At 67.6% G+C, this 22413-nt stretch carries 19 protein-coding genes and 1 pseudogene; 5 read left to right on the top strand and 15 right to left on the bottom strand.

Features of this window, described 5'->3' with window-relative positions; all coding sequences use genetic code 11:
* Positions 1–298: 298 nt before the first annotated feature.
* The 4 genes and pseudogenes from IPI67_31085 to IPI67_31070 form a co-directional block, all read right to left on the bottom strand.
* Positions 299–1282 (bottom strand): annotated as a pseudogene (locus IPI67_31085) (MoxR family ATPase).
* 119 nt (positions 1283–1401) lie between these two features.
* Positions 1402–1944, bottom strand: coding sequence for a hypothetical protein (locus IPI67_31080; protein MBK7584619.1), 543 nt, complete (start codon positions 1942–1944; stop codon positions 1402–1404).
* Entirely contained in the window at positions 1911–2348 is a 438-nt protein-coding gene (locus IPI67_31075; protein ID MBK7584618.1) for a hypothetical protein, read from the bottom strand. Before IPI67_31075 ends, IPI67_31080 begins: the two co-directional genes overlap by 34 nt.
* A 34-nt stretch (positions 2349–2382) precedes the next feature.
* Positions 2383–2898, bottom strand: a complete 516-nt coding sequence (locus IPI67_31070) for a hypothetical protein (GenBank protein MBK7584617.1) — start codon at positions 2896–2898, stop codon at positions 2383–2385.
* 204 nt (positions 2899–3102) lie between these two features.
* Between IPI67_31070 and IPI67_31065 the strand changes: the two genes are divergently transcribed.
* Entirely contained in the window at positions 3103–4284 is a 1182-nt protein-coding gene (locus IPI67_31065) for a hypothetical protein (GenBank protein MBK7584616.1), read from the top strand.
* Positions 4285–4313: 29 nt separating this feature from the next.
* Here IPI67_31065 and IPI67_31060 read toward each other — a convergent pair whose 3' ends face one another.
* Both IPI67_31060 and IPI67_31055 read right to left on the bottom strand, forming a co-directional pair.
* Positions 4314–5378 (bottom strand): diguanylate cyclase, encoded by a 1065-nt coding sequence (locus IPI67_31060; protein MBK7584615.1) that lies wholly within the window; start codon positions 5376–5378, stop codon positions 4314–4316.
* Between the two features lie 4 nt (positions 5379–5382).
* Positions 5383–6603, bottom strand: a complete 1221-nt coding sequence (locus IPI67_31055) for an EAL domain-containing protein (GenBank protein ID MBK7584614.1) — start codon at positions 6601–6603, stop codon at positions 5383–5385.
* Positions 6604–6751: 148 nt separating this feature from the next.
* Between IPI67_31055 and IPI67_31050 the strand changes: the two genes are divergently transcribed.
* A complete protein-coding gene (locus IPI67_31050) occupies positions 6752–8161 on the top strand; it encodes a sigma-54-dependent Fis family transcriptional regulator (GenBank protein MBK7584613.1) in 1410 nt (469 codons plus the stop codon).
* A 1-nt stretch (position 8162) separates the two neighbouring features.
* Here IPI67_31050 and IPI67_31045 read toward each other — a convergent pair whose 3' ends face one another.
* From IPI67_31045 to IPI67_31030, 4 genes are all read right to left on the bottom strand, one after another.
* Positions 8163–8891: a sigma-70 family RNA polymerase sigma factor gene (locus tag IPI67_31045; protein MBK7584612.1), complete on the bottom strand. Its 729-nt coding sequence runs from the start codon at positions 8889–8891 to the stop codon at positions 8163–8165.
* 95 nt (positions 8892–8986) lie between these two features.
* Positions 8987–9766 carry a HAMP domain-containing histidine kinase gene (locus IPI67_31040; protein MBK7584611.1) on the bottom strand — a complete coding sequence of 260 codons (780 nt, stop codon included), beginning with the start codon at positions 9764–9766 and terminating at the stop codon, positions 8987–8989.
* Positions 9767–9900: 134 nt separating this feature from the next.
* Entirely contained in the window at positions 9901–10191 is a 291-nt protein-coding gene (locus IPI67_31035) for a hypothetical protein (protein ID MBK7584610.1), read from the bottom strand.
* A 19-nt stretch (positions 10192–10210) separates the two neighbouring features.
* Positions 10211–11803 (bottom strand): hypothetical protein, encoded by a 1593-nt coding sequence (locus IPI67_31030; GenBank protein MBK7584609.1) that lies wholly within the window; start codon positions 11801–11803, stop codon positions 10211–10213.
* A 110-nt stretch (positions 11804–11913) separates the two neighbouring features.
* Between IPI67_31030 and IPI67_31025 the strand changes: the two genes are divergently transcribed.
* The gene (locus IPI67_31025; protein MBK7584608.1) at positions 11914–13551 is read left to right on the top strand and encodes a glycoside hydrolase family 1 protein; all 1638 of its coding nucleotides are present in this window, start codon (positions 11914–11916) and stop codon (positions 13549–13551) included.
* Between the two features lie 36 nt (positions 13552–13587).
* On the opposite strand, the gene IPI67_31020 is transcribed toward IPI67_31025, so the two are convergent.
* The 5 genes from IPI67_31020 to IPI67_31000 all read right to left on the bottom strand — a co-directional run bounded on the left by IPI67_31020 (position 13588) and on the right by IPI67_31000 (position 19636).
* Positions 13588–13857, bottom strand: coding sequence for a hypothetical protein (locus IPI67_31020; GenBank protein MBK7584607.1), 270 nt, complete (start codon positions 13855–13857; stop codon positions 13588–13590).
* A gap of 23 nt (positions 13858–13880) precedes the next feature.
* On the bottom strand, positions 13881–14312 hold the full coding sequence (locus tag IPI67_31015; GenBank protein MBK7584606.1) for a TIGR02266 family protein: 432 nt from the start codon (positions 14310–14312) through the stop codon (positions 13881–13883).
* Between the two features lie 32 nt (positions 14313–14344).
* Entirely contained in the window at positions 14345–15781 is a 1437-nt protein-coding gene (locus tag IPI67_31010; GenBank protein ID MBK7584605.1) for a hypothetical protein, read from the bottom strand.
* A gap of 12 nt (positions 15782–15793) precedes the next feature.
* Positions 15794–17128, bottom strand: coding sequence for a protein kinase (locus tag IPI67_31005; GenBank protein MBK7584604.1), 1335 nt, complete (start codon positions 17126–17128; stop codon positions 15794–15796).
* A 150-nt stretch (positions 17129–17278) separates the two neighbouring features.
* Positions 17279–19636: a response regulator gene (locus IPI67_31000; protein MBK7584603.1), complete on the bottom strand. Its 2358-nt coding sequence runs from the start codon at positions 19634–19636 to the stop codon at positions 17279–17281.
* A 499-nt stretch (positions 19637–20135) separates the two neighbouring features.
* Between IPI67_31000 and IPI67_30995 the strand changes: the two genes are divergently transcribed.
* Both IPI67_30995 and IPI67_30990 read left to right on the top strand, forming a co-directional pair.
* Positions 20136–21413, top strand: a complete 1278-nt coding sequence (locus tag IPI67_30995) for a hypothetical protein (protein MBK7584602.1) — start codon at positions 20136–20138, stop codon at positions 21411–21413.
* 11 nt (positions 21414–21424) lie between these two features.
* Entirely contained in the window at positions 21425–22261 is an 837-nt protein-coding gene (locus tag IPI67_30990; GenBank protein ID MBK7584601.1) for a DUF72 domain-containing protein, read from the top strand.
* Positions 22262–22413 lie beyond the last annotated feature (152 nt).

Here is a 22413-nt window from a genome sequence, read left to right as displayed (position 1 = left end):
ACCGAGCGCCATTGAAGCCGAGGTCGTCGCTCAACACGGGCGTGGGACTTGCCAAATGCCTGCATGGCTCGACACTGCGCAGATGACGGCGCTGAACGCTGCCTTCGTCGCGCTGAACCCCGTACATTGAGCGGGTCCGGGAGCAAGTCCTGTCCAAGAGGGTACGCGGCATTGGGGGAGGGCCTCGTCTCCCGGATGCTTAGCATGACAAGCTTTTCGTGGCTCGAGGATCGGCGCCTTCGGCGTCGTTCGGACAAGGCTCATCGAACACAGCGTTGGTGCGAGCGGCGCTCGCGGGTTAGGGAACCTCGATCACCTCGAACACCCGCTTCACAATCTGCTCCGCGGTCACCTCTTCGGCCTCCGCTTCGTACGACAGCACCATGCGGTGGCGGAGCACGTCGGGGCCGACGGCCTTGACGTCTTCGGGGGTCACGTAGCCGCGGTGGCGCAGGAAGGCGTGGGCGCGGGCCGCGAGGTTCAATGCGATGCTGGCTCGGGGGCTGGCGCCGTATTCGATTAGCGGGGCGAGATCCTTCATGCCCTTCTTCTGCGGCTCGCGGGTCGCGAAGACCACGTCCACGATGTAGTCCTTGACCCGGTCGTCCATGTAGACCTCGCGCACCACTCGGCGCGCGTCCACCAGCTGCTCGGGGCTCGTGCTCTGTTTCACCGTGGCGGGGACGAGTCCGGTCATGCGATCCATGATCGTGCGCTCTTCCTCGCGGGTCGGGTAGCCCACCTTGATCATCAACAGGAAACGATCGATCTGCGCTTCGGGCAGCGGGTACGTGCCCTCTTGCTCGATGGGGTTTTGCGTTGCCATCACCACGAACGGATCGGGCAGCTTGTGGGTCGTGTCGCCGATGGTGACCTGGTGCTCCTGCATCGCCTCGAGCAGCGCGCTCTGCACCTTGGCCGGCGCACGGTTGATCTCGTCGGCCAGCACCAGGTTCGCGAAGATCGGGCCGAGCTTGCTGGAGAACTCACCGCGCTTCTGGTCGTAGATCACCGTGCCGATGAGGTCCGCCGGCAACAAGTCGGGGTGAACTGCACGCGAGAAAAGCTCGCCTGGATTGCGTTGCACACCGTGCGCACGGTCAGCGTCTTGGCCAGGCCGGGCACACCTCGAGCAACACGTGGCCGCCACACGGAGGCCGATCAAGATGCGCTCGATCATGTAGGTCTGGCCGACGATCACCTTGCCGACCTCGGCCATCAAATCGTCGATGAAGGCGCTCTCCTTCGCGACCAGCTCGTTCAGTGCACGGACGTCCTGCATGGGCTCCTCGGGGCTCCGGCTATACCTCGACCAACGAGGCCGAGACAATCTCGGGGCTCAGTCCATTCCGCAGCTCGGCTTTCACTCTGGATCGGCGGCCTTCGGCCCCCCGGAAGCGCTCAGGGACACTCGAGCCCGGAGCCACCGGTCAGGTAGCCGGCCACGACCTTGACCTTCGAGGCCGTGGTCTTGGAGCCGGCCCACGAGGTGCTCAGGCGCTGGCAGGTCTTCGTGAAGTGTCCGAGTGTGACCTCGACGTCGCCCGGGTCGACGTTGGCGAACAGCCCGATGCCCGAGGTGCTGGTCACCGTCAGGCTCTGATCGGGCAGGTTGTTTGCGTTCAGATAAAACGGCCCGCTGCCGGATTTCGGTGTGACGGAGGCGGTCACGTTGTCTTGACCGGAGAAGTTTCCGGGTGTGCCCTGGAACGCCGTTACGAGAATGTGACCCTTCGCGGAGTTGATCGTGATGCCGACCAGACCCGCGAGCGCATCCGCTGCGCTGATGGTCGGCGCCAGGAACTGTCCCACGCTCATCGGGCCCGCAACGGTGTGCACCGTGACGAGGGTCGGCAGGTAGTCCGTCTTGGTGTACTCGAGCAGCACGTCGGTGTTTGCCGGCACGCCGGTCAACAGGTAGTCGCCGGTGCCCGAGGTCTGCACGCAGGGATGGCCGCGTTCTGGTAGACGCACACCTTCAGCCCCGCGACCGGAGTCTTTGCGACCAGGTCGACGATGCTGCCGGCGATGCTCGCTCCGCCTGCGTCGCTCCCGCCACCCGTGCCGCCGCTGCCGCCGGCCGCGTCGTTGCCCGCGTCCATTCCGCCGCTGCCCGACGTGCCGCCGACGCCGCCGGTTCCGCCCGTGGTGCCGCCGGTTCCTCCGCCGCCCGTCGCGCCGGTTCCGCCCGCGCCGCCGCTGGCTCCGGCGCCGCCCGCGCCACCTCCGTCCACGCCACCCGAGGCACCCAGGCCTCCTCCTCCTCCTCCGTCCGATGCAGCACAGGCAATGAACGCCAGGCCAGAGCCGAGGATCGTCAACGGGAGCAGAGTCGAGACGCGCTTCATGATGTTCGTTGTTGGCTTTCTGTGCCGGTCACGTTCAGCGACGGCAGCGCTTTGGGATTTTGACCTCGAGCTTGGTCTGATCGGTCTTCAGGCGACACTCGTCTTTGGTCTTGGTGCAGGCACCGACCTGGGTGTGAAGCTTGACCGCGAACTCGTCCCCTTCGGCGACGAAGAAACGATCCTTCTGGTTGCGAGCGGGCCAGTCGAGCTCCCAGACGCCGACGCCGAGCTCGAGCTTCTCGACCGCGTTCGCGTCTTTGGAGAGCGAGACCTCGCGCGGCTCGCGTTTGTCCTTGGAGGCTACGTCGCCCTGGCTGACGGGGCGCAGCGTGATTGTGGTGGACGAGTCGGTCGTGTCAGCCGTCGGGACACACGTCGTCTTCTGTTGCTCGACCTTGGCGACACACGCGGTGATGCGGAGGGCCTGGTGGCTCAGGTTCACCTTGCCTCGGCGCACCGAGTCGAACGAGTTGGGCGGCGCTTGTCCAGCGGCGGCTGCCAACGGCACGGCGACGATGGCAGCGAGGATCGTGGCTTTCAGAGCACGCATGGTGGACTCCTCGGAGCAGTGGGGCCGGGTCCGGTTCCCGGCCCGAGTGGCGGGACGCCCTTGGAGCTGTCCCAACCCCGTTAGACGCGCCAGACGGGCGGCCTCTTCACGCTGATTTTGCCGGGATGCAAGCCATGGCGGTGATCTCCCCAGAATGACGCTGCTTTCGTGACGCGAGCCAAAGGTGATAGCGGGAAGAGATTGATGCCACGTCGTCGTCTCCGTGCACTTGGCCTGTTGCTCCGCTGGCTCGGTCCCTGGGCGCCCGGTCAAGCGCTGCCGCGGGGTGTTCGGCGCGAGACCTGGCGGCTCCGCTCCGGTGATTTGCCCGGACGACGCGCGCGCGAGCTCGGCACCCGCCCGCGACCCGGAGCGCCGACGCGGCTCGAGGTCCGGGTGTTCGAGCCGCCGGGGGAACCACTCGGTAGTTACCTGGTGGCCCCGGGCCTGCACTTCGACGGCCCCGACGATCCCCGCCTCGAGCGCTTCTGTCGCATCCTCGCGCACGCTGGGTTTCGGGTCGTAGCACCCATCCTGCCCACCTACGCCGAGCTCGTGGCGCATCCGAGCGCCATCGATGATCTGGAGCTCGTGCTCATGGAGCTCGTGCGGCGCTCGCGCCCCGGTGAGAAGGTCACCCTCTTCAGCATCTCGTTTGGCTCGTGGCCGGCGCTCGAGGTCGCGGCGCGCGCTCCAGAGCACGTTGATGCGGTGGTCACCTTCGGGGGCTACGCCGATTTCGCCGCCACGGTGCGGTTCTGTGTCGACGGAGTCATGCGACGTCCGGACGGGGATCGGGTCTTGACCAGGGATCCACTCAACCAGCCGGCGTTGTTCCTCAACCTGCTGCCTTGGCTCGAGGTGCCGGAGGCGGTGCATGGGGTGCTCGCCGAAGCCTGGCGTGAGATGACCTATCGAACCTGGGGCCGCATGGAGCTCAAGGCAGAGGGACGACTCGCGCCGTTCGCGGCGGCCATCGTCGAGCGGGTGCCAGCGGCGCAGCGAGACTTGTTCTTGCTCGGCTGTGGGGTGCGATCCGGCGGTGCGCTGCTCGTGGAGCAAGCCCTCGAGCGGGCCGGGCGCAACATCGACTTCGCCAATCCGAGCACGGCGCTCACGCGCCTGCGCTCGCCTGTCGTCGTGTGCCACGGCCGCGACGACGACGTGATCCCCTGGAACGAAGCCGAGAAACTGCACGCGGCGTTACGCGGGCGCGTCCCGTCTCGGCTGCTGCTCACGGGGCTCTATGGGCACACCGGTGCGGGGCGACCATCACCCGGCGCGCTGGTCGGCGAGGGGCGCACGCTGCTCGAGCTTGCCCGGGTGCTCGCGCACGGTGGAAGCGTGCGTGAGCTGCTGGGGGACGGAGACCTGTCGCGAGGCTGAGACGACCCGGGCACCACGAAGCGTTCGCTTCAGCTCGACTCGGAGCCAACGACGCGATTTCTCCCCCGCTGTTTCGCTTCATAGAGGCGCGTATCGGCGCGGGCCACGAGATCCGCGCCGTCGGCGGCGGCGTTGGGCTCCGAGAGCGCAGCGCAGCCTCCACTGACCGTGACCATCACCGTGGTTCCGTCCACTCGGGCCGGCAGGACCTCGATCGTGGCGCGGATACGCTCTGCAACACGCACCGCGCCTCTCACATCGGTGCCGCGAAGCAGCACGACCAGCTCTTCACCGCCGTAGCGCGCCGCCAGATCTTCTGCGCGCAATTGTCCGCGGGTCAGCGCGGCGACATGGCGAATCACGGCGTCTCCGGTCAAGTGGCCGTGGGTGTCGTTGACACGCTTGAAGTGATCGATGTCGAGCATCACGACCGCGAGATCCGCGTTGTGGCGTCGGGCGTACGACAGCTCCGCCTTCAGCCGGGCGTCGAAGTGGCGCCGGTTGCAGGCGCCCGTGAGCACGTCGATGGTGCTCGACTCGTGCAGCTTGCGCAGCAGCTGCTCGTGCAGGCTGTCGGTCACGGTGTAGCGAAAGCAGGCGTGCGGCCCGAACTGCACGAGGTCGCCGTCCGCGAGCGGTGCCTTGTTGACGCGCCGACCCTTGACGTACGTGCCGTTGCGAGAGGCCAGATCTTCGACCCAGTGGGCGTCGTCTTCCCAGGCAATCCGGGCGTGGTGCCGACTGATTCCGCCCTCGTTGATGCGCAGCGAGTTGTCGAGCTCCCGCCCGATGGTGGCGGTGAAGTGTGTGAGTGCCACCAGCTGTCCTCCATCGACGCCGTCCAGGCGAAGCAGGAGGACCCGGTCGCGTGAGGTGTCCAGCTCCGGCGGGATGCTGATCTGCGTGATACGCCCGCCGTCCAGCTCCTCGTCGGTCTCGCTGGGAAATCGCACCGGCAGCGGCGGACACACCGCCGGCATCTCGGGCCGAGTCTCCGAGTTTGGCGTCACCCGCTCCGGCCGCGGGGGCAGCAGCGGTTTGCGAGCCACCGGGCTCAGGGTGACCGGGTCCAGGGAGTCGGGCCTCGCCACCATGCACCTACCACGCGACCTGGGGGAAGGGGGGCGACGGCTTGGCGAACAAGAACCCTTGCAACAGATCACACCCGAGGTCGATCAGGGTGTCGCGCTCGGCGGGCGTCTCCACACCTTCGGCGACCACCAGCATGCCCATGTCCTTCGACAGCACCGTCATCGAGCGGACGACCTTCTGTTTGGTGGGGTTCTTGTCGACGTCACGAATCAGGGACATGTCGAGCTTGACGACCTCGGGCTCGAGCAGCGCGAAGCTCGTGAGTCCGGCGTAACCGGCACCCAGATCGTCGACGGCGATGCGAAACCCCATGGCGCGCAGGGCCGCGACGCGGGCGCGCACATCACCCACCCGATCGAGCGCTGCGCGCTCGGTGATCTCCAGCACCACCCGGTCGGCGATCTTGGACAGGGCGCTGTCGGGACTCGTGAGCGTCGGGTCCAACAGATCGTTGACGTGGAGGTTCACGAACAAGAGGCCGCTCTCCGGTGCGTCGACCACCGGCAGTGCCGAGCGCTCGCGGACCGTTCGCCCGAGCGAGTCGAGCGCGTCCAGGCGTTCGGCGGCGTCGAGGATCGCGCCGGGGTGCGGTAGCGACGGCTCGCGGCTGCGCATCAGGGCTTCATGTCCGAAGACGACGCGCTTCTTCGGGTCGACGATGGGGTGGAACGCCATCCACAGGGTGTCGAGGGTGCGGGCGAAGCTCGCCTCGAGCCCCGCGCGATCACCAGGCGCGGCCACGTTGCCGAGCAACTCCGCGGCGCGTGCCTTGGCGCGCGCCATGCGGTGGTAGGTCACGCCTTTTTCGACGGCGCCGATCAGCGCGTCCATCTCGACCGGTTTGGAAAGGTAGCGGAACGCGCCGAACTCCATGGCCTCGACGGCCGTCGACACCTTCGGATCGCCGGTGACCAGGATCACCGGAACGACCAGGTCGCGCTCACGCACGCGTCGCAGCAGCTGCACACCGTCCATTCCGGGCATTGCGATGTCACTGACGACGGCGTCGAATCGGGTCTCGGAGATCAGTCGCAGCGCTTCCTCACCATCATAGGCTGGGGTCACGGCGAAACCGTTGGCCCGCAACGCGCGGGAGAAGCTCCGCACGATGGCCTGATCGTCGTCGACCAGGAGAACGGCGCCCCGGACTGACGAGCCGGGAGTCGGGGTGTCACGGCGCTCGCCGGCTTGGCTGATGGGGGGAGGGACGGCGGGCATTGCAGTCATGACTCCCTCAACGGACGCGGCGCGCCGGCCTAAAGCCTGGACCGTCAATTCGCGCTTCCTCCCGGTGACCGCAGCAGAATTCGGGCGAATTCGCGGGCCGCCCGTGGGTGTTGCGCTCCGCGCGGCGGCAGGGTCAAACTGACCCTTCGTGTCAGCCCACTCCCTTGCTCACGGCCGGATCGTGGTCGTGGAAGACGAAGAGCTCCAGCGCAAGGCGGTCGGCCGCGCGCTCGCCGCCGCGGGATTCAGCGTCGAGCTGTGCGCCGACGCCGAGGAGGCCTGGGCCGCCCTGTCTGGCCCCGGGGAGCTTCCGGACGTTTTGCTCACCGACGTCTCGATGCCTGGCAAGACCGGCCTCGAGCTTTTGGCCGAAGCTCATGTGCGCTGGCCCGAGGTCGCCATCGTCCTCCTCACCGGGCAAGCCACGGTGAAAGCGGCCGTCGAGGCCATGCGACTCGGCGCTTACGACTACCTGGTCAAGCCGGCGGATCCCGAGAACACCCTCATCCCGTCGATGCGTCGTGCGGTCGCGCACCGGCGGCTGCTCGAGCGCAACCGCTTCCTCGAGGGACAGCTCCAGGCCAGCGAACGCGTCCAGGGGTTGGTCGGCGAATCGGCCGGCATGCGACAGGTCGCCGGACTCATCTCCGCCGCGGCACCGGTCGACGTCACGGTATTGATCCTGGGGGAGAGCGGCACGGGCAAGGAGCTCGTGGCGCGCGCCATCCATCGCCAGGGGGAGCGCAGCGGTCGCCCCTTCGTGGACGTCAATTGTGCGGCGCTGGCCGAGTCGCTGCTGGACAGCGAGCTGTTCGGGCACGTGAAGGGGGCCTTCACCGGTGCGACGTCGACACGCCGCGGTCTGTTCGAGACCGCCTCGGGTGGAACCCTCTTCCTCGACGAAGTCGGCGAGCTGGCTGCGTCGACTCAGGCGCGCCTGCTGCGCGTGCTTCAGGAAGGAGTGATTCGGCCCATCGGCTCCAGCGAGTCGAAGTCAGTGGACGTTCGCATCATCGCCGCCACCAACCGCGACCTGACTCGAGAGGTCGAGGCCGGCAATTTCCGCCGGGATCTGTTCTATCGGCTCAACGTGCTCAGCGTCGAGCTACCGGCGTTGCGGGAGCGACCCGAGGACATCCCGCCTCTGGTGCAGCATTTCATCCAGAAACACTCGTTGAAGCTCAAGCGCGAGCGCCCCGCGGTGTCCCCGGAGGTGCTCGACCTGTTGATGGGTCACTCCTGGCCCGGCAACGTGCGTGAGCTGGAAAATACCATCGAGCGCGCGCTGGTCCTCTGCACGGGCGAGCTGATCACACCGATCGTGCTGCCGAGAGAGCTGCGGCCGGAGCGGCACTCGAGACCCTCGGCGCCCGGACCCGGCGGTTTACCCAGTCTGAGCGACGCTCGGGATGCGTTCTTTCGCGACTACGTTTCGCGGGCGCTCGACAAGAGCGGTGGCAACGTGGCGGAGGCTGCGCGCCTCGCTGGCGTCGACCCGTCGAATTTCCGACGCATGCTCAAGCGCATCGAAGAGGGCGGCGGCACGAACGGCAGCTGACTCAGGCGGCGCGCGCAGTCTCCATCGGCGGCGGCAGTACGGTGTCCCGGCAGGTCTCGCGGAGCTGAGCCAGCGCCGACTTCCTGAGCTGGCAAATCCGCGCCTCGGTGACCCCCAGGCGACTGCCGATCTCCCGCAGCGTGAGGTCCTCGCCGCAGCTGAGCTTCAGAATGGTCTGCAGGCGCTCCGGCAGCTCGTCGATCGCCGCGAACAACTTCTCCACTCGTTCGGACTCGACGAGCTCTGCCTCCGGGTGCAAGCGCGGGCACTGAACGGGGTAGATCGACTCGGTCTGGGACAGGCTGACCTTGCCGAAGCGAGTCGACCTCACGCGCATGCGCGACAGAGCGTCGTCGCTCACGCCGAGCTCCTGAGCCAGCTCGTCCGGCTCGGGAGGCCGACCGAGCGCCTGGCACAGGGTTGCCTCGGCGCGATTGAGCGCGGCCGCGATCCGGCGCTGCTTGCGCGTCAAGGGATCGGCTGACCGCAGCTCCTCGAGCATCGCGCCGACCGCGCAGCGCATGGCGTACGCCTCGAAGGCCGCCGGCTCTCCGCTCCGCCAGTTCACCAGCGCGCGGGAGATGCCCAGATTCCCCGCACTGATCAGGTCGTCGACCTCGACGTGGGCTGGCAGGCGCCGCTTGAGCCGAAAGGCAGCGCCGCGCGCCTGGGCACACAGGCGTTGAATGGTGAGGTCGGAGGAGTCGGCGTGGGTTTGATTCGAGCTCATGGCAAACCCTGACTTCTGCAGGGCTCGTGCCAGCTACAGTACTCAATGATTACAGGCGGTTATTCCGGCAAGCTGGCCAGCCCCGGAGAGTGCTTTCAACCCTTCGAGGTGTTTTCGACCGCTGGTTCGACGGGCAGCTCGAGCACGAAGCTGACGCCGGGCTGCCCGGGCCGGGCCTCGACCTGCAAGCTGCCGCCGTGCGCCGCCGCAGCGAGCTGCGCGTGGACCAGGCCGACGCTGGTCGTAACCCCTCTGCGCTTGGCCTCGAGCTGTCCGGATTTCTGCAAGACCTTCTGAAGAAACTCCGCCGGGATGTCAGCGCCATCGTCCGAGAACGTGAGCACGACGCGCGGCCCTTTCGGCGACACTCTGACGCAAATGACACCGCGCCCGCGCGTGCGTTTGATGCACGCCGATACCAGATCATCGACGACACGACGGAACAAGACTTCATCACACACCGCGTGCACGGCATCCGGTGAGTCGACCTCGATGGCGCGCGCCTCGGGAGTCTGCAATTCGCGCAGACTCTCCCGCACCAGCCGCACGAGGTCATGCTTCGCCAGTGACAGCGTTGCGGTGCCCGCTTCCAGGCGGCTGATGTCGAGCAGCATGTCGACCATGCCGGCCAACCTGCGCCCGGAAGTTCGCATGTCCTCCAGCGCTTCGATGGCGTCCTGTTCCCCGCGCTCGGCCAGATCGTCCAGCACGAACTGCACGTTGGCCAGGAGTACCGCCAGCGGGCTCCGCATGTCGTGAGCGACCAGGTGGATCAGATCGTTCTGGGTCTCTTCGAGCTGCTGCAACCTCATCAGCGCGTCGGCGAGCCGCGCCTCGAGCTCGGGCCTTCCGCCTTCGGTGGGTTCGGACGTCATGCGAGAGATCTTTCGAGTGCCCACCGTCTGGAGAGCGTTGACGCAGCAACCCTACGGTGTTTCCGGCGGGTTTGCCCGAGAGAACAGCGGCCCCGATCGAGGCGCAGTCAGGCCGGCGCGCGCGAGGCGCCGCGTCACTCGACGCCGAGGAGCAGTCCCGCCGCCGATGCGACGAGGCCGATGCTGAAAAAGGCCGCGACCGTCCAGGCCAAACCGAGCAGCAGTCCCAGCAAGGTGCGGCGGGTCTTCACGAAGTGAAACGGCAGGCTGAGTGGACCAAACAGCACGATGGCGCTCCAGAAGCTGGCCTCGTTCCACGCCCGGCCCAGCCGCACTTCGTCGAGCTTCCGGAGATCGCGCCGGACGATCCACCACGGGACGAGGATGCCGAGGGCGAGGTCGAGGCAGAGGAGGAGGACGTCCACCGTCAAGGCCTCGACGAGGCTACTGGCCCGTGACGCTCTTCAGGAGTTCCTTGAACGCGGCCTCTTCGCTCGGCTGGGGCGGACCTCCGCGGCGAAACAGCGACGCCTTCTTGGCGTCGGTCTCGCAGCGCGCCGCCTTCGCAAACGCTGCCAACGGTTCATCCAGCGACTGCTTCCCGGCCACTGCCTTGCCAATGTCGGTTGCGGCACCGACGAGTGGCTCACAGCCCGCGCTTGGCTCGGGCAGGCTCATGGCGGGAGGCTCCGTGCAGCAGCTGGTCCGGATGACGGCGAACAACGCCATCTCGTACCAACCCACCTTCGCAAACAAGGTCTGCGCGTCGGTGGGTGCCCCGCCGGCGGCGCCTTGAACGACCGCCACGCGCAGCTTCTCGCCACCGGTCAGCGGGCTGACCTCGGTGCACAACCAGCTCAGGTCTGGGGACTTCTTGAAGGTGTCTTTGGGAAAGTGTGCGCTCACGCAGCTGACCGCGAGGTCCGCACCGCCGCCGCTGTCGCCCTCGCTCTCGCCCGTCACGGCGACTTCACCCAGGCTCACGGCGGAAGCCGCGGCCGGGGGCGCTTCGCGCGGCGCGCTGGTGGTGATCACCGTCACCTTCGGCTTGGCTCGCCACGCAGACACTCCCCAAGCTGCGCCGAGCCCGAGCACCGCGGCCACGACCGCGAAGATCAACGGCGCGCTGCGGCGGGGCCGTGGCGCAACCTCGGTAGGGCCGGATCTCGGCCCCGAAGGCGCGGCTGTTGGCGGGAGGCTTTCGGGCTCGGGGACCGAGGCGCGCGCGCCGGGCAGAGGCGGCACGTCCGGCAGCGGCGGTGGCCGGCTCAACATGCTGGAGTTGCTCGAGCCATCACCGGCGTGATCGGCGAACCAACGCGCGAGCTCGCGGCGCAGCGGCTGGAGGCTGTCACTGCGCTTCGTGGCGTCGGCTGCGAGGGAGTGGAACAACGCACTCTTCAAGAGCGGTGTGTCCACGTCAGAAATCTCGGATTCGGCAGAAAATCCAGCGGCCGGGGCGTCCTTGCCGGTGAGCATGCGGTGCAGGAGCGCGCCGGCGGCCCAGCTGTCGTCAGCGATCGAAGGCGGCCCGTTCGTTCCACGCTCGGGGCACCGATACACGGACGGCCCGAGCCGTGAGGGTGCAAATGCCATGACGGGCCGCGGCCGGCCGTCGGGTTCCATGATCAGTGCAGCCGGCTGCACGAAGCCGTGCGCCGCGCCGACGTTGTGGAGCGCCTGCAGCGCATCGAGCGCCCGCAGCGCAAAGCGGGCGACATCGACCTGCGTGAGGCGCGGCGTGCCGTCCGCGAAGGACTCGACGGTGAGCCCGACCACGTGCTCCGTGAGCAACACGTCGCGGGAGCCGTGGGCGACCAGACCGCGGATGGTCGCGAGGTGGGGGTGCTGGGTGCCAACGCCGTGCCGGAGCGCGTCGGCCTCGGCGAGCTCCGCGTCGAAGACCAGCAGCCGGTCACCGGTCTCCTGGTCCGTTGCCAAGAACGCCGGCCCCGCGCCATCAAAGGCTACGGCTTGGTCGACGCGGAAGCGTTCCGCGATGACCACCCCCGGTTCGAGCGGCGTTTTTGGATCCACCTGAGCATCAGGTTTGTCACTTCCCAGGCGAGCCGTAAAGACCCGCAAGCGGGGTGCTTTCCCGGGCGTGGGAGTCCTCTAGGCAAAACTGCGCTAGATCCGTCTGCACCATGGCGGGTGTTCAGGTGTCCTCGGTCCGCGCTCTCGCGCTCGGCTGGATTCTATCGGCGCTTGCCGCCGGTTGTGGTGGGGACGACCCCGCCTCGGACGGCGCCGCTGACGTCGGCTTTCCAAGCATGGGCTCGCTCAGCGCGGAGTCTGGCAAAGGGAGCTTTCGCTTCGGAGTGGCGAGCGCTGCGACGCAGATCGAGGACCAGAATCCGAACACGGATTGGTACCTGTTCAGCCAGCCGAAGAGCGCGGGGGGCCTCGGTGTCGGCAGCTTCGTGGGGGACGCCGCCAAGGGATATTCGAAGGCCATCGAGGACGTCGCGCTGCTCCAGACGCTCGGTGTCGACTCGTATCGCTTCAGCATCGAATGGGCGCGTGTGGAGCCCAAGCGCGACCAGATCGACGAGGCCGCGCTCGCGCACTACAGCGAGCTGATCGACGCGCTGATCGCCGCCGGGATCCGCCCGATGGTGACCTTGCATCATTTCTCGAACCCGGTCTGGGTCGACGATCCGCGAGACCCGGACTGCGCCAGCGGGCCATCCGATCAGAACTTGTGCGGTTTTGGTCACCCCGTCGGCGGCAAGCTGGTCGTCGACGAGTTTGCCGAGCACGTGAAGCTGCTAGCCGAGCGCCTTGGGGACCGCGTCGACGACTGGGGCACCGTCAACGAACCCATCAACTACCTGGTCGCTTCCTACGGTGTTGGTGTGTTCCCGCCCGGCAAGAAATACATCTTCTCGCTCGTGGACAAGCTCGTGCCGGTGATCAAGGACTACCTCCGCCTCCACGTTGCCGCATACGACGCGCTGAAGGCTGCCGACCAGACGGATGCGGACGGCGACGGAGAGGCAGCGAGTGTGGGGTTGACGCTCTCGGTGGCAGACTGGGTGCCATCCCGGCTGAACCAGCTGAGCGACGATCCGGAAGACATCGCGGCGCGTGATCGCCTGGTCTTCTTCTTTCACTACCTCTTCATCGACGCACTGACCCAGGGTGCCTTCGACAACGACGCCGATGGCGTGCTCGAAGAGCTCGTTCCGAGCTTCGCCGGCAAGCTCGATTGGCTGGGTCTGCAGTACTACCTGCGCTCCGGCGTCACCGGCAAAGGGGGCCTGTTGCAGGTGCTGGCGCTGACCCCTTGTTTTGGCAGCTTCGATTTCGGGTCCTGCGTCCCGCCGACGGATCCCAGCTTTTGTGTGCCGAAAATGGGATACGAGTTCTACGCCCCGGGCGTGAGCACGGTGCTCCAGGCCTTCGGCGCTCGGTACCCGAAGCTGCCTCTCTTGATCTCCGAAGGGGGCATCAGCACGGAGGTCGGCGCGCGCCGACAGGAGAACATCGTGCGAGAGCTCGAGCAGGTGGTGAAGGCGCGCAAGGCCGGCGTCGACGTGCGCGGCTACTACCACTGGAGCCTGTACGACAACTTCGAGTGGGCGGAGGGCTTCGAGCCGCGCTTCGGTTTGTTCCACGTCGACTACGATAGCTTCGAGCGCACTCCAACTGCCGGCGCGACCTTGTTCTCCGACATCACCCAAAATCGAAAGCTGACCCGGGCCATGCGTAGCCAGTTCGGCGGGATCGGGCCGATGACGCCCGAAGGCACTCCCCCCGAAGGCCCTTGCAAGAAGTTTTGAAGCGCGCCCGCCTCCTGGGCGTTCAAAACGACGGGCTCAGCCCGTGCTGGGTGTCCGCGCCGCGCCTTCGCGTGCTGCCGCTGTCGCATCGTCCAGCGCACTGAGCAGCGCCTCCGCTTGTCGAACGGCATCGGAAAGGTCCTCGAATACCGGGCCAGCCTCGTCCCCCAATTCGCTGAGGGGCGTCTCCCGCAGGTAGTCCACGTTGGACTTGATGACCGTGAGCGGGCTGCGAAGATCGTGGACAAACCGCCGGATCAACTTGCCCCAACGTTCGAGCTCGGCCGTGCTGTCCGCTGTCTTCACGTTTGTAACCTCGTTTCGAAGCGTCAGTCGTCGTCGAAGAACATGGGCTCACGCTGGCGCAGGAAGCTTTCGATGCGCTCCGGCGAACCCGCCTCGAGCTCGACGAAGCGGATCCCCATGCCCGGCGGCACGTCACCGCCTTCTTGGTAGTTGCGGATCCAGCGGACCTCCCCCTTGCCCCGGATAGCGCCGCTCGCCCCTGGCAAGAAGATGCAGAGCTCGATCAGCGAGCCCGCGGCCTTGAGCGCGTGGGTCGCGACGAAGATGCCACCGGCCGACAGGTTCTCGGTGAAACCGGCGTAGAAGTTGTGGTCGCTCGAGATGCTCACGTCGAGCTCCACGGCGAAGCGCGCGTTGCCGCGGCGATTGTCGACACAGGGGGCTGCCGACAAGGCGCGGATCCTGGCTTCCTCCGCCGGTGTCCGCTCTTCGCTCGATGCTGGTTCTGATGCCATTGGCTGCTCCTTCTGACCTGGCTGCGCGCGCTTCACCGCCGGGCGACCAGTTGGCCTGATGCACCGGGGCTGCTGTGTCGGGAGATGGGTTTCTGTTCTCCCACGACCTCCACGAAATCGCGCCCCAGCGCCATGCCGTGTTGGTCCTCGATCTCGACGCGCAGCACCCAGGGGCCGGCTCCGCGTTGGGGCATCACGCGTCCGGTGTACCAGCCGCCTTGCGCCTTGAACGCCACTTTGAGCGGCTTCACACCGAGCGTGACACGAGCGCGAGGCTGGATGAACGCGGGCCCCGGGTTCCCCGCGCCATCGACGACGCGAAAGCGGATCTCGATCGGATCTCTCGGCCAGGCGGCGGAGCGCGGCGTGATCTTCAGGTCCGCGCGCAGGTCGCGGGGAGCAAGGCGTGCGCTGGCGAGCTGCTTGGAACCCGGGAAGCGGAAGTGAATGGTCGTCGGTTCGTCACGCAGCAAGCCGGCGGTCGGCGCGGCTCGCACGTAGTGACGCGCGTGACCGTAGGTCATCTCGAGCCCGTCCACGCCGATGAAACTGGCGCGCTGGCCTCGACCCAGGAGCAGTGTCCCGCGAGCGTCGGCATACGCACCTTCCGGCAGGCTCACACCCAGGATGCGCAGCGGGCGAATCAGCGGGCTGCTCTCGAATCCGATGGCGTCGAGCGCGCTGATCGACAGCTCGTAGCTGCCGACGGTCAGGGTCTTGTCCAGCCGAGCTGAGGGCGTCTGGGTCGAGAGCTCCAGCAGGTTCCCTGCTGTCTTTTCGCCCTGCACGCGCACGCGATAGCTCACCGCACCGGGCACCGCGTCCCAGGAGATCTTGCCGAGTTTCGCCGAACCACTCGCCGCGATGGCGAGGCGACCACCTCGCAGGCCCTTGGGTTCGAGGGGCAGCTGTCGTTCGCTGACCTTTCCGCCGTCAACCTGCTGGACGCGGCCGGGTGCCACCGGACGGTAGGCACCGTCGTCGGTGCTCACGGTGGTCGCGCCGAAGACACTCGCGATGGCAGTCTGAGTTGCGGTAGCAGCGGCCAGCGCGCGACCACTCTGCACAATGGCGTTCATGCGCCGCGGCGCCGCCAGGACGACTGCGCTCTTGCTGCCCTTGGGGACCTCGACTCGAATGAAACCCGCGCGCAGCACCAGAGTGTATCCGGCGGTCATGGCGCCTGGGCCGAGGGACAGCGGCTGAGCCGTGGGCAACACGCGCAGCTCGGCGCCGGGTTCGGCGTGCACGAACGGTCCTCCGGGGATCTGCCAACCTGCACCGCCCGGACCCGCCACGGTGAAACCCGCGGCGGTCTTTGTTGTCGTTCCGGAGGCCAGGGTCGGACGCGTGACGTCGGCGGGGGCTGCTGTTGCGATGCTCGCGCCGGCCAGGCAGGCCGCGAGCGTCGACAGGCGGAGGAGGTCAGGCGTCTTCACGATGATCACGAACGGTCGGGGCTCGAACAACTGAAGGGCTGCTCATGCGCTGCGTGCGTCGGCGCTGACGAAGCCCGCGTACTGCCGAATTTCGGCGCGCGCGTGCTCCGAGATGACCGAGAACTCGAACCCGGTCGCGTTGGTTCCACGAATGGTGCGGTTCCAGCGCGAGATGGCTCGCACCTCCGCGATGCGACCGCTGGCGGGCAGTGCGAAGCGGATCTGGACGGTCTCGCCCGCCGGAACTGCACGGTCGCCGACGAACTGGAGCCCTCCCTCGCTCACCTCCTCCAGTCGGCCGTCGACCCGGCTGGCATCCGCCAGGGTGAGGCGCGCCAGGGTGATGTACGGGGCGCGCGGGTGCCGGCGTCGACTGGCGCCAGTGGCGGCGCCGAGGGAAATCGGCGCATCGGCCTTGGTGTCCGGAGCGTGTTCCCCGGCCGCGCGGGGCGGGATTTCTGCGAGCAGGTTGGCGGCGTCGGTGCCGGCAGGAGCCGCGGCCCGGATCGCGTCCTTCAGCTCTTGCATGGACTGGAAGCGATCGTCGGGATTGCGGGCGAGGCAGCGCAGGATCACGGCTTCGAAGCTCGCTGGCACGTCCGAACGCAGCTCACTGATTCGGCGCGGGACTCCGGTCGAGACCTTCAGCAGGACCTCGGCGTACTTGCCTTCGAACGGCACCGTGCCCGTGAGGCACTCGTACAGCGTCACTCCGACGCCGTAGACGTCCACGCGCGTGTCTGTTGACGGGCTCGAGAGCAAGGCCTCGGGTGCCATGTATTCGGGCGTGCCGAGCAGCGAGTGTTCGCGAGTCAGCTTCTCCTGCGGCTCGCTCTCGGCCGCCAGCTGCGCGATGCCAAAGTCGAGGAGCACGATCTGGTGATGTGGGTCTCGCCTCACGAAGACGTTGCTGGGCTTGACGTCACGGTGCACGACCCCGCGCGAGTGGGAGTGGGCCAGCGCGGCGGTGATTTCGAGGCCGACCTTCGCCGTGTCCGCCACGCTCAGCTTGGCGCGCGCGGCGAGCAATCCGGCCAGCGTGCGCCCCTCGAGCAGCTCGAACACGATGTAGGGCACGCCGTCGGCGAAGCCGGCGTCGAGCATGTCGACGATGCCGGCGGTCCGGACCCGGCTGAACGCCTCGATCTCGCGTTCGAGGCGTTTGTTCGAGGTCGCTCCGCCGATCGGGATCTTGATCGCGACCGCGCGTTTGGTCACGAGGTGTTCGGCCGCGAAGACCTCCGCCGCTCCGCCTCGGGCCAAGAGGCGCTTCAGCAGGTAGCGCCCGTCGAGCTTCGTCGCTGCATCGAGCGCGATGGAGGCTGGCGGGGTAGAAGAGCTGGTTTTCCGAGCCTGGAGGTCGTCGAGATTCTGCATGGTGTGTCCCTCGTTGAACGCTTTGCAGGATCCAGACCGGGAGGCGGACGCTGGTATTTCCCCGAGTTCTTGCTCGTTCGGAGGGGCTCGGGCGCGGTCATTATGACCGAAGGGGTCGAAGCGACCCTTCGGCCTCGACCTGCGAATTCGTCAACCGCGCTCGGAGGCCAGCTCGTCCACGACCTGTCGCAGCTTGGCGGCCTCGAACGGCTTGGCCAGCAACCGATTGGGTACGCGCTCCAGAAACTCTCGCGCCAGGGGCGTGAACGCACCACCCGTCAGGAACACGATTCGCGGGAGCCGCTCCGGCGCCTCCTGCCGGAGTTTCTCGTACACGTCGATGCCGGTCATCTCCGGCATCATCACGTCGAGCAGCACCGCGTCGAAGTGTTCGGGTCCGCTGAGGAGCGTCAGGGCCTCGCGCCCGCTGCCGACCCACTCGACCAGGCGCCCTTTCCCGAGGCACCGCCCGACCACCCGACCCATCATGGGTTCGTCGTCCACCACCAATACACGCAGTGCCGAGCGGGGAGGGGTGAGGGGCGCCAAGGTCGAGACCGCGCGGGGGCGCTGGTCGGTCGACGGCAGGCGGATCCTGAACGTCGTTCCCTTGCCCGGCGTGCTCTCCACGTCGATGTCGCCGCCCAGGTTTCGCACGATGTCGCGGCAAATCGGCAGGCCGAGGCCGGTCCCTTGCCCCTGCGGTTTGGTGGTGAAAAAGGGCTCGAAGATCTGCGGCAGATCCTGGGCAGCGATCCCGGTTCCGGTATCGGAGATCTCCGTGACCACGGCGTCCGTCGCCGGGTACACCCGGACGCGGATCTCGTTCGAATCGGCGCTCCCGACCGGGATGGCGTGGGCCGCGTTCGTGAGGAGGTTCAGGAACACCTGGCCCAGGCGTGCTTCGTTGCCCAGCGCGTAGGGGACGGTCTCGTAGTTCTTCACCAGTTGAGCGCGGTGACGGATCTCGTTCCACACCATGCTCAAGGCTGCGTCGATCACACCCTCGAGCTTCACCGGCCCGTCTTCCAGGTTCTCCGGGCGGGCAAATGACCGCAGGTCTTGCACCACGCTCTGAACACGGCGCGAGCCTTGACGAGCGTCGGTCAAGGCTTCGCGAATGGACCTGAGGCCTTCCTCGATGCGGAACACGACGTCCAGCAGCGCGGGATCGATGGCCTGCGAGGTCAACCGCGCGATGCTCTGCTCGAGGTCCACGGCCTGGCGTAGGGCAACGTCCACGTTGGCGGTCACGAACGAGAGCGGGTTGTTGATCTCGTGGCCCATGGCGGCGGTGAGCAGCCCGACGCTCTGCATGCGATCGGCCTGCATCATGCGGGCGACGAGCTCCCGCTGTTGAGAGACGTCCTTGGCCAGCACCAGCGTCGCCGGCTCGCCGTCGAAGTGCACGGGCATCGACTGAACGTCGCTGAGCCAGGAGCTGCCATCGGCACGACGCAGTCGTGTGCCCTGCGCAGGCGTGGGCGCGGGATTGTCGGAGTCCGATGTTTGATTCAACCCGCCCTCCTCCGCGTCTTCGCTGTGAAGCAGAGACGCAAGTGTCCGCCCCACGAGCTCGCCGGGTTCGCGGTAGCCGAGGTAGGCGAGGAGCGCCTGATTCACCCACAATACGACCCCCTCGCGGTGCACCGCGATGGAATGCGGGAAGCGCGCCATCACGTTCCACAGCTCGTGTTCGGAGCTCCGCTGGGCGGCCTCGGCGCGCAGCATGTCGGTGATGTCGGTGCAGGTGAGCACCGAGCCGCCCTCGGGCCTCGCCGACACCTCCACCTGCAGCGTGGCCTCCGCGCCTTCGAGCCGCGGGCTGCAGGAGCAGCGAGTTCGAAAGGCCTTGGCCTCTCCCGTGAGCACGGAGCGCACACCACGGATGCTGTCCTCGACGCTCCGATCGCGGATGGCCAACCGTTCCAGCGTGGCCAGTGCGTCGGCGCCCGGTTTCAGCTGCGCGACGAGGCAGTCCAGGTCGAGTGCGAGCTCCCGCCACGCGCGATTGGTCGTGCTCACGAGGCCCCGCCGGTCGACGACGGCCACCGCGAGGGGCACGGCCTCCAGGCTCGACGCCGGGTCGCCGAGCGCGCGGCGGGCGCCTCGCCGTTCCACGGCAACGCGGGCGGAGGCGAGCAGTGCGTCAGCGCCGAGGTTCTGTTTGGATAGGTACTCGTCCGCGCCGCGCTGGATGGCGGTCGCCGTTGGAGCGGCTCCCGCCTCGGCCCCCAGCACCACGATTGCGGTGTCGGGCGCATGGCGGTGGACGGCGTCGAGCACATCGAGCTGCGCGGAGGAGTCGATGTCGATCAAGAACACAGCGTAGGGAGTCGCGGAGAGCAGACGCTCGGCCTCGCTGAGCGCTCCGACCAGATCCCAGGTCAGCCGCGCCGGAGTGAAGCCGCGGGCCAGCTCGATGAGCCCGGCGTCGCGGGTCAGCAGCAGGGCTACGAGGGCGTCTTGCTCCATCACGGCGTCTCCGGTTACGCAGTGCTCGGCCAAGGGAGAGTCCCGTAGCGGCGGGTCGAATGCAAATACTTCAGCGGATGGGCATGGCCAATCCGCTGTGGCACGAGCGCCCGCGATGACATTGTGCTGATTCCGCCCAGTTGACTGCCGAAACGGTAGGTCGGTGCAGATCGTCCGGACGGGTGTCGTGCTGATGACCGCGCGCGCTTCGGCGGGAGCCTCGCGCCAACGCACGCGGACGACTTCGGCCGAGGGCGACGGAGCACTCGCGCTGTTGCGACGCGCGCCGTCGCAGGGTCGAGATCACGGCTCGAGCACCTCGAGCGCCTTCGCCAGCTGGCGCGGGCTCGCACGGTCGCGAGTCGCCCGGCCAGTTCGAGGGTCAACTCAGGCGACGCCGACGAGCACGCAGGCACCTGGTCCGACGATCAGGCCTTTCACTCCGACGAGGCTCGATTGCGCCCCGTGCTTGCTGCCAGATGGCCGAAAAACTCGGCACCGCACCGCCCAGAATGGCAAGATCGCCCCCGTCATGGCGCGCGTGTGGGGAGTCTTCTCGGTGGGGGCGTTGCTCTTTTTCCCGGCGACCGCGCTGGCTCAGTCCGAGCCCGCGCCCGCCGCCCCGGTTCCGGCGCCAGCGCCGAAGGCCGACAAGACGGTCGTGGTGATCTTGGATGCGTTCGACGACGAGACGGAGAACGCGAAGCTCCGCGCGAAGATCTATCAGGTCGCGCGGGAGCGGGGTCTCACGCCGGACGGCAAAGCCGACGTCCGCGGTGCGGCTGAGCAGAAGGACGCGATGCAAGCGGGGCACGTCTCGACGGAGGCCGGGCCGCTCGAGAACGTGAGGCAGGCCCTCGGTGCAGCCGTGTTGATCCGCATCTCGAAGGATCCGGACGGCGTTCGTGTGCTCGTCGTCAGGAACGGGGACGCCAAGAGCAAGGTGATCGCGGGGGCGGACGCCGCGACCGAGGCCGTCGCGGAGCTGCTCGGGGGGGGCGACAAGGCGAAGTCGGCGGGACCTGCGGCCACGGCCACCGCGGATCCAGCGCCGCCGTCCCAGGGGATCTCCGCCGGTTTCATCCTGAAGCGCCCCAAGAAGGATGACGAGCCGGACTACGGCGACTCCAAGGTGTTGTCGGCGGCGTGGCAGAAACGCGGCGGGGCGCGGGTGAGCTACGGTGCCCACGCCCAAGCCACCGGCTTGATCATTCCGAAGACTCAGTACCTCGGGCAGAACCCGGAGACGGGCGAGATCGAGCTGGGAAAAAAGACCACCTACGGCGTCGGCTTGGGGCTCGGCCTCGATCTGTCCGTGATGTACCTGCCGCTCCCCGAGCCTGCGAGCGGCTCCACCTCGTGGGCCGCGTTTCGCGCCGGGCTGCGCTTCGACCTCAGCGGCCTCTACGTGCGACCCCCGCTGAAGTACAGCTACAAGACGGACGCGGGTGCGGTCACGGCGCGCGATACGAAGTACGACAACATCGCGTACCTGTATGGCGTCTTGCCGATGGAGCTCGGCGTCAACTTCGGCTTCGGCGACTTTCGACTGCCGACGTTGTGGCGGGGCGTGGTGCTTGGTATCGCGTACGCGCCGTCCTTCATCTTCTCGCTGAAGGTCGGCGCAAAGGAGGACGCAACGAGCTCCGATTTCAACTACGCAGGTTTCGAGCTCTCCGCGGACATCACCAAGCTCGAGGTGAGCGGTGGTTCGCAGCCGCAGATCAGGCTGTCCGCGCTCGTCCTGCCGCGTGTGAAGAACGACCTGCCGTGGCTCGCGTCCTTCGGTGTGGGCGCCGTCTGGTATTGAGGGGGTGAATGGTGAGGGTCCGGGCTGGCACGAGTGGCTTCTCCTACCCCGAGTGGCGGGGCTCGTTCTACCCAGCGGAGCTTCGCCCGGAGCAGATGCTCGAGCACTATGCCGCGCGCCTGCCGGCGGTGGAGGTGAACAACACCTTCTATCGCATGCCCAAGCCAGCGGTGCTCGAGGGCTGGGGCGCGGTGACACCGCGGGACTTTGGTTTCGCGCTCAAGGCGTCGCGACGCATCACGCACATCGGCAAGCTGCGCAACGTGGCGGACTCCGTCGACTACCTCGCGAAGGTGAGTGCCGCGCTGGGCGAAAAGCGCAAAGTAGTCCTGTTTCAGCTGCCGCCGGTGCTGCGGCGCGACGACGCCTTGCTGGCGGATTTTCTGTCGCTGCTTCCGGCGGGGTTCAGGGCGGCGCTCGAGGTTCGTCACGAGTCGTGGTTCGATGACAGCGTGCTGTCCGCGCTCCGCGCGCACAACGTGGCGCTCGTTGCCGGGGATCCGGACGAAGGGGGGCCCTCGGCTCCACTCGAGGCCACAGCAGATTTTGGCTACCTGCGCCTGCGCGGCGCGGAGTATGCGGCGGCTGACCTCGCCGCCTGGCACACGCGCATCAGAGAGCTGCCCTGGCAGGAAGTGTACGTGTTCTTCAAACACGAGACCCTGGGCCCCGAGTACGCCCTGGCGCTTCAGGCGCTGGCGGACGGCGCAACCAGCCCAGCGAGCGCACCGGCGAAGGCCGCGCCGGGACCTGGGCTCTCGCGCGGCAAGGAAGCGCGCCCCGGGCTCGCTCAGGCCCAAGCCGTGGCGCCGAAGAAACGTCGGCGCGCGCCCGGCGGGAGTAGGTAGAGGGAGACGGCCTCGACCGCGAAACGAGCCACGCCGCACCCATCGCATGTCCGACTCGCGCCATGTACGAGAAGTACCTGCGCCGGCTGGCCCGGGCAAGCCAATCACGATGTCGAGCGGGAGCGCGCCGCTCGAGTGGGCGCGGAGCGCGG

The sequence above is a fragment of the Myxococcales bacterium genome (assembly GCA_016706225.1).
Lineage (GTDB): Bacteria > Myxococcota_A > Polyangia > Polyangiales > Polyangiaceae > JADJKB01.
Note: the sequence above shows the minus strand (reverse complement) of the source record. Positions and strands in the feature narration are given on the sequence as shown.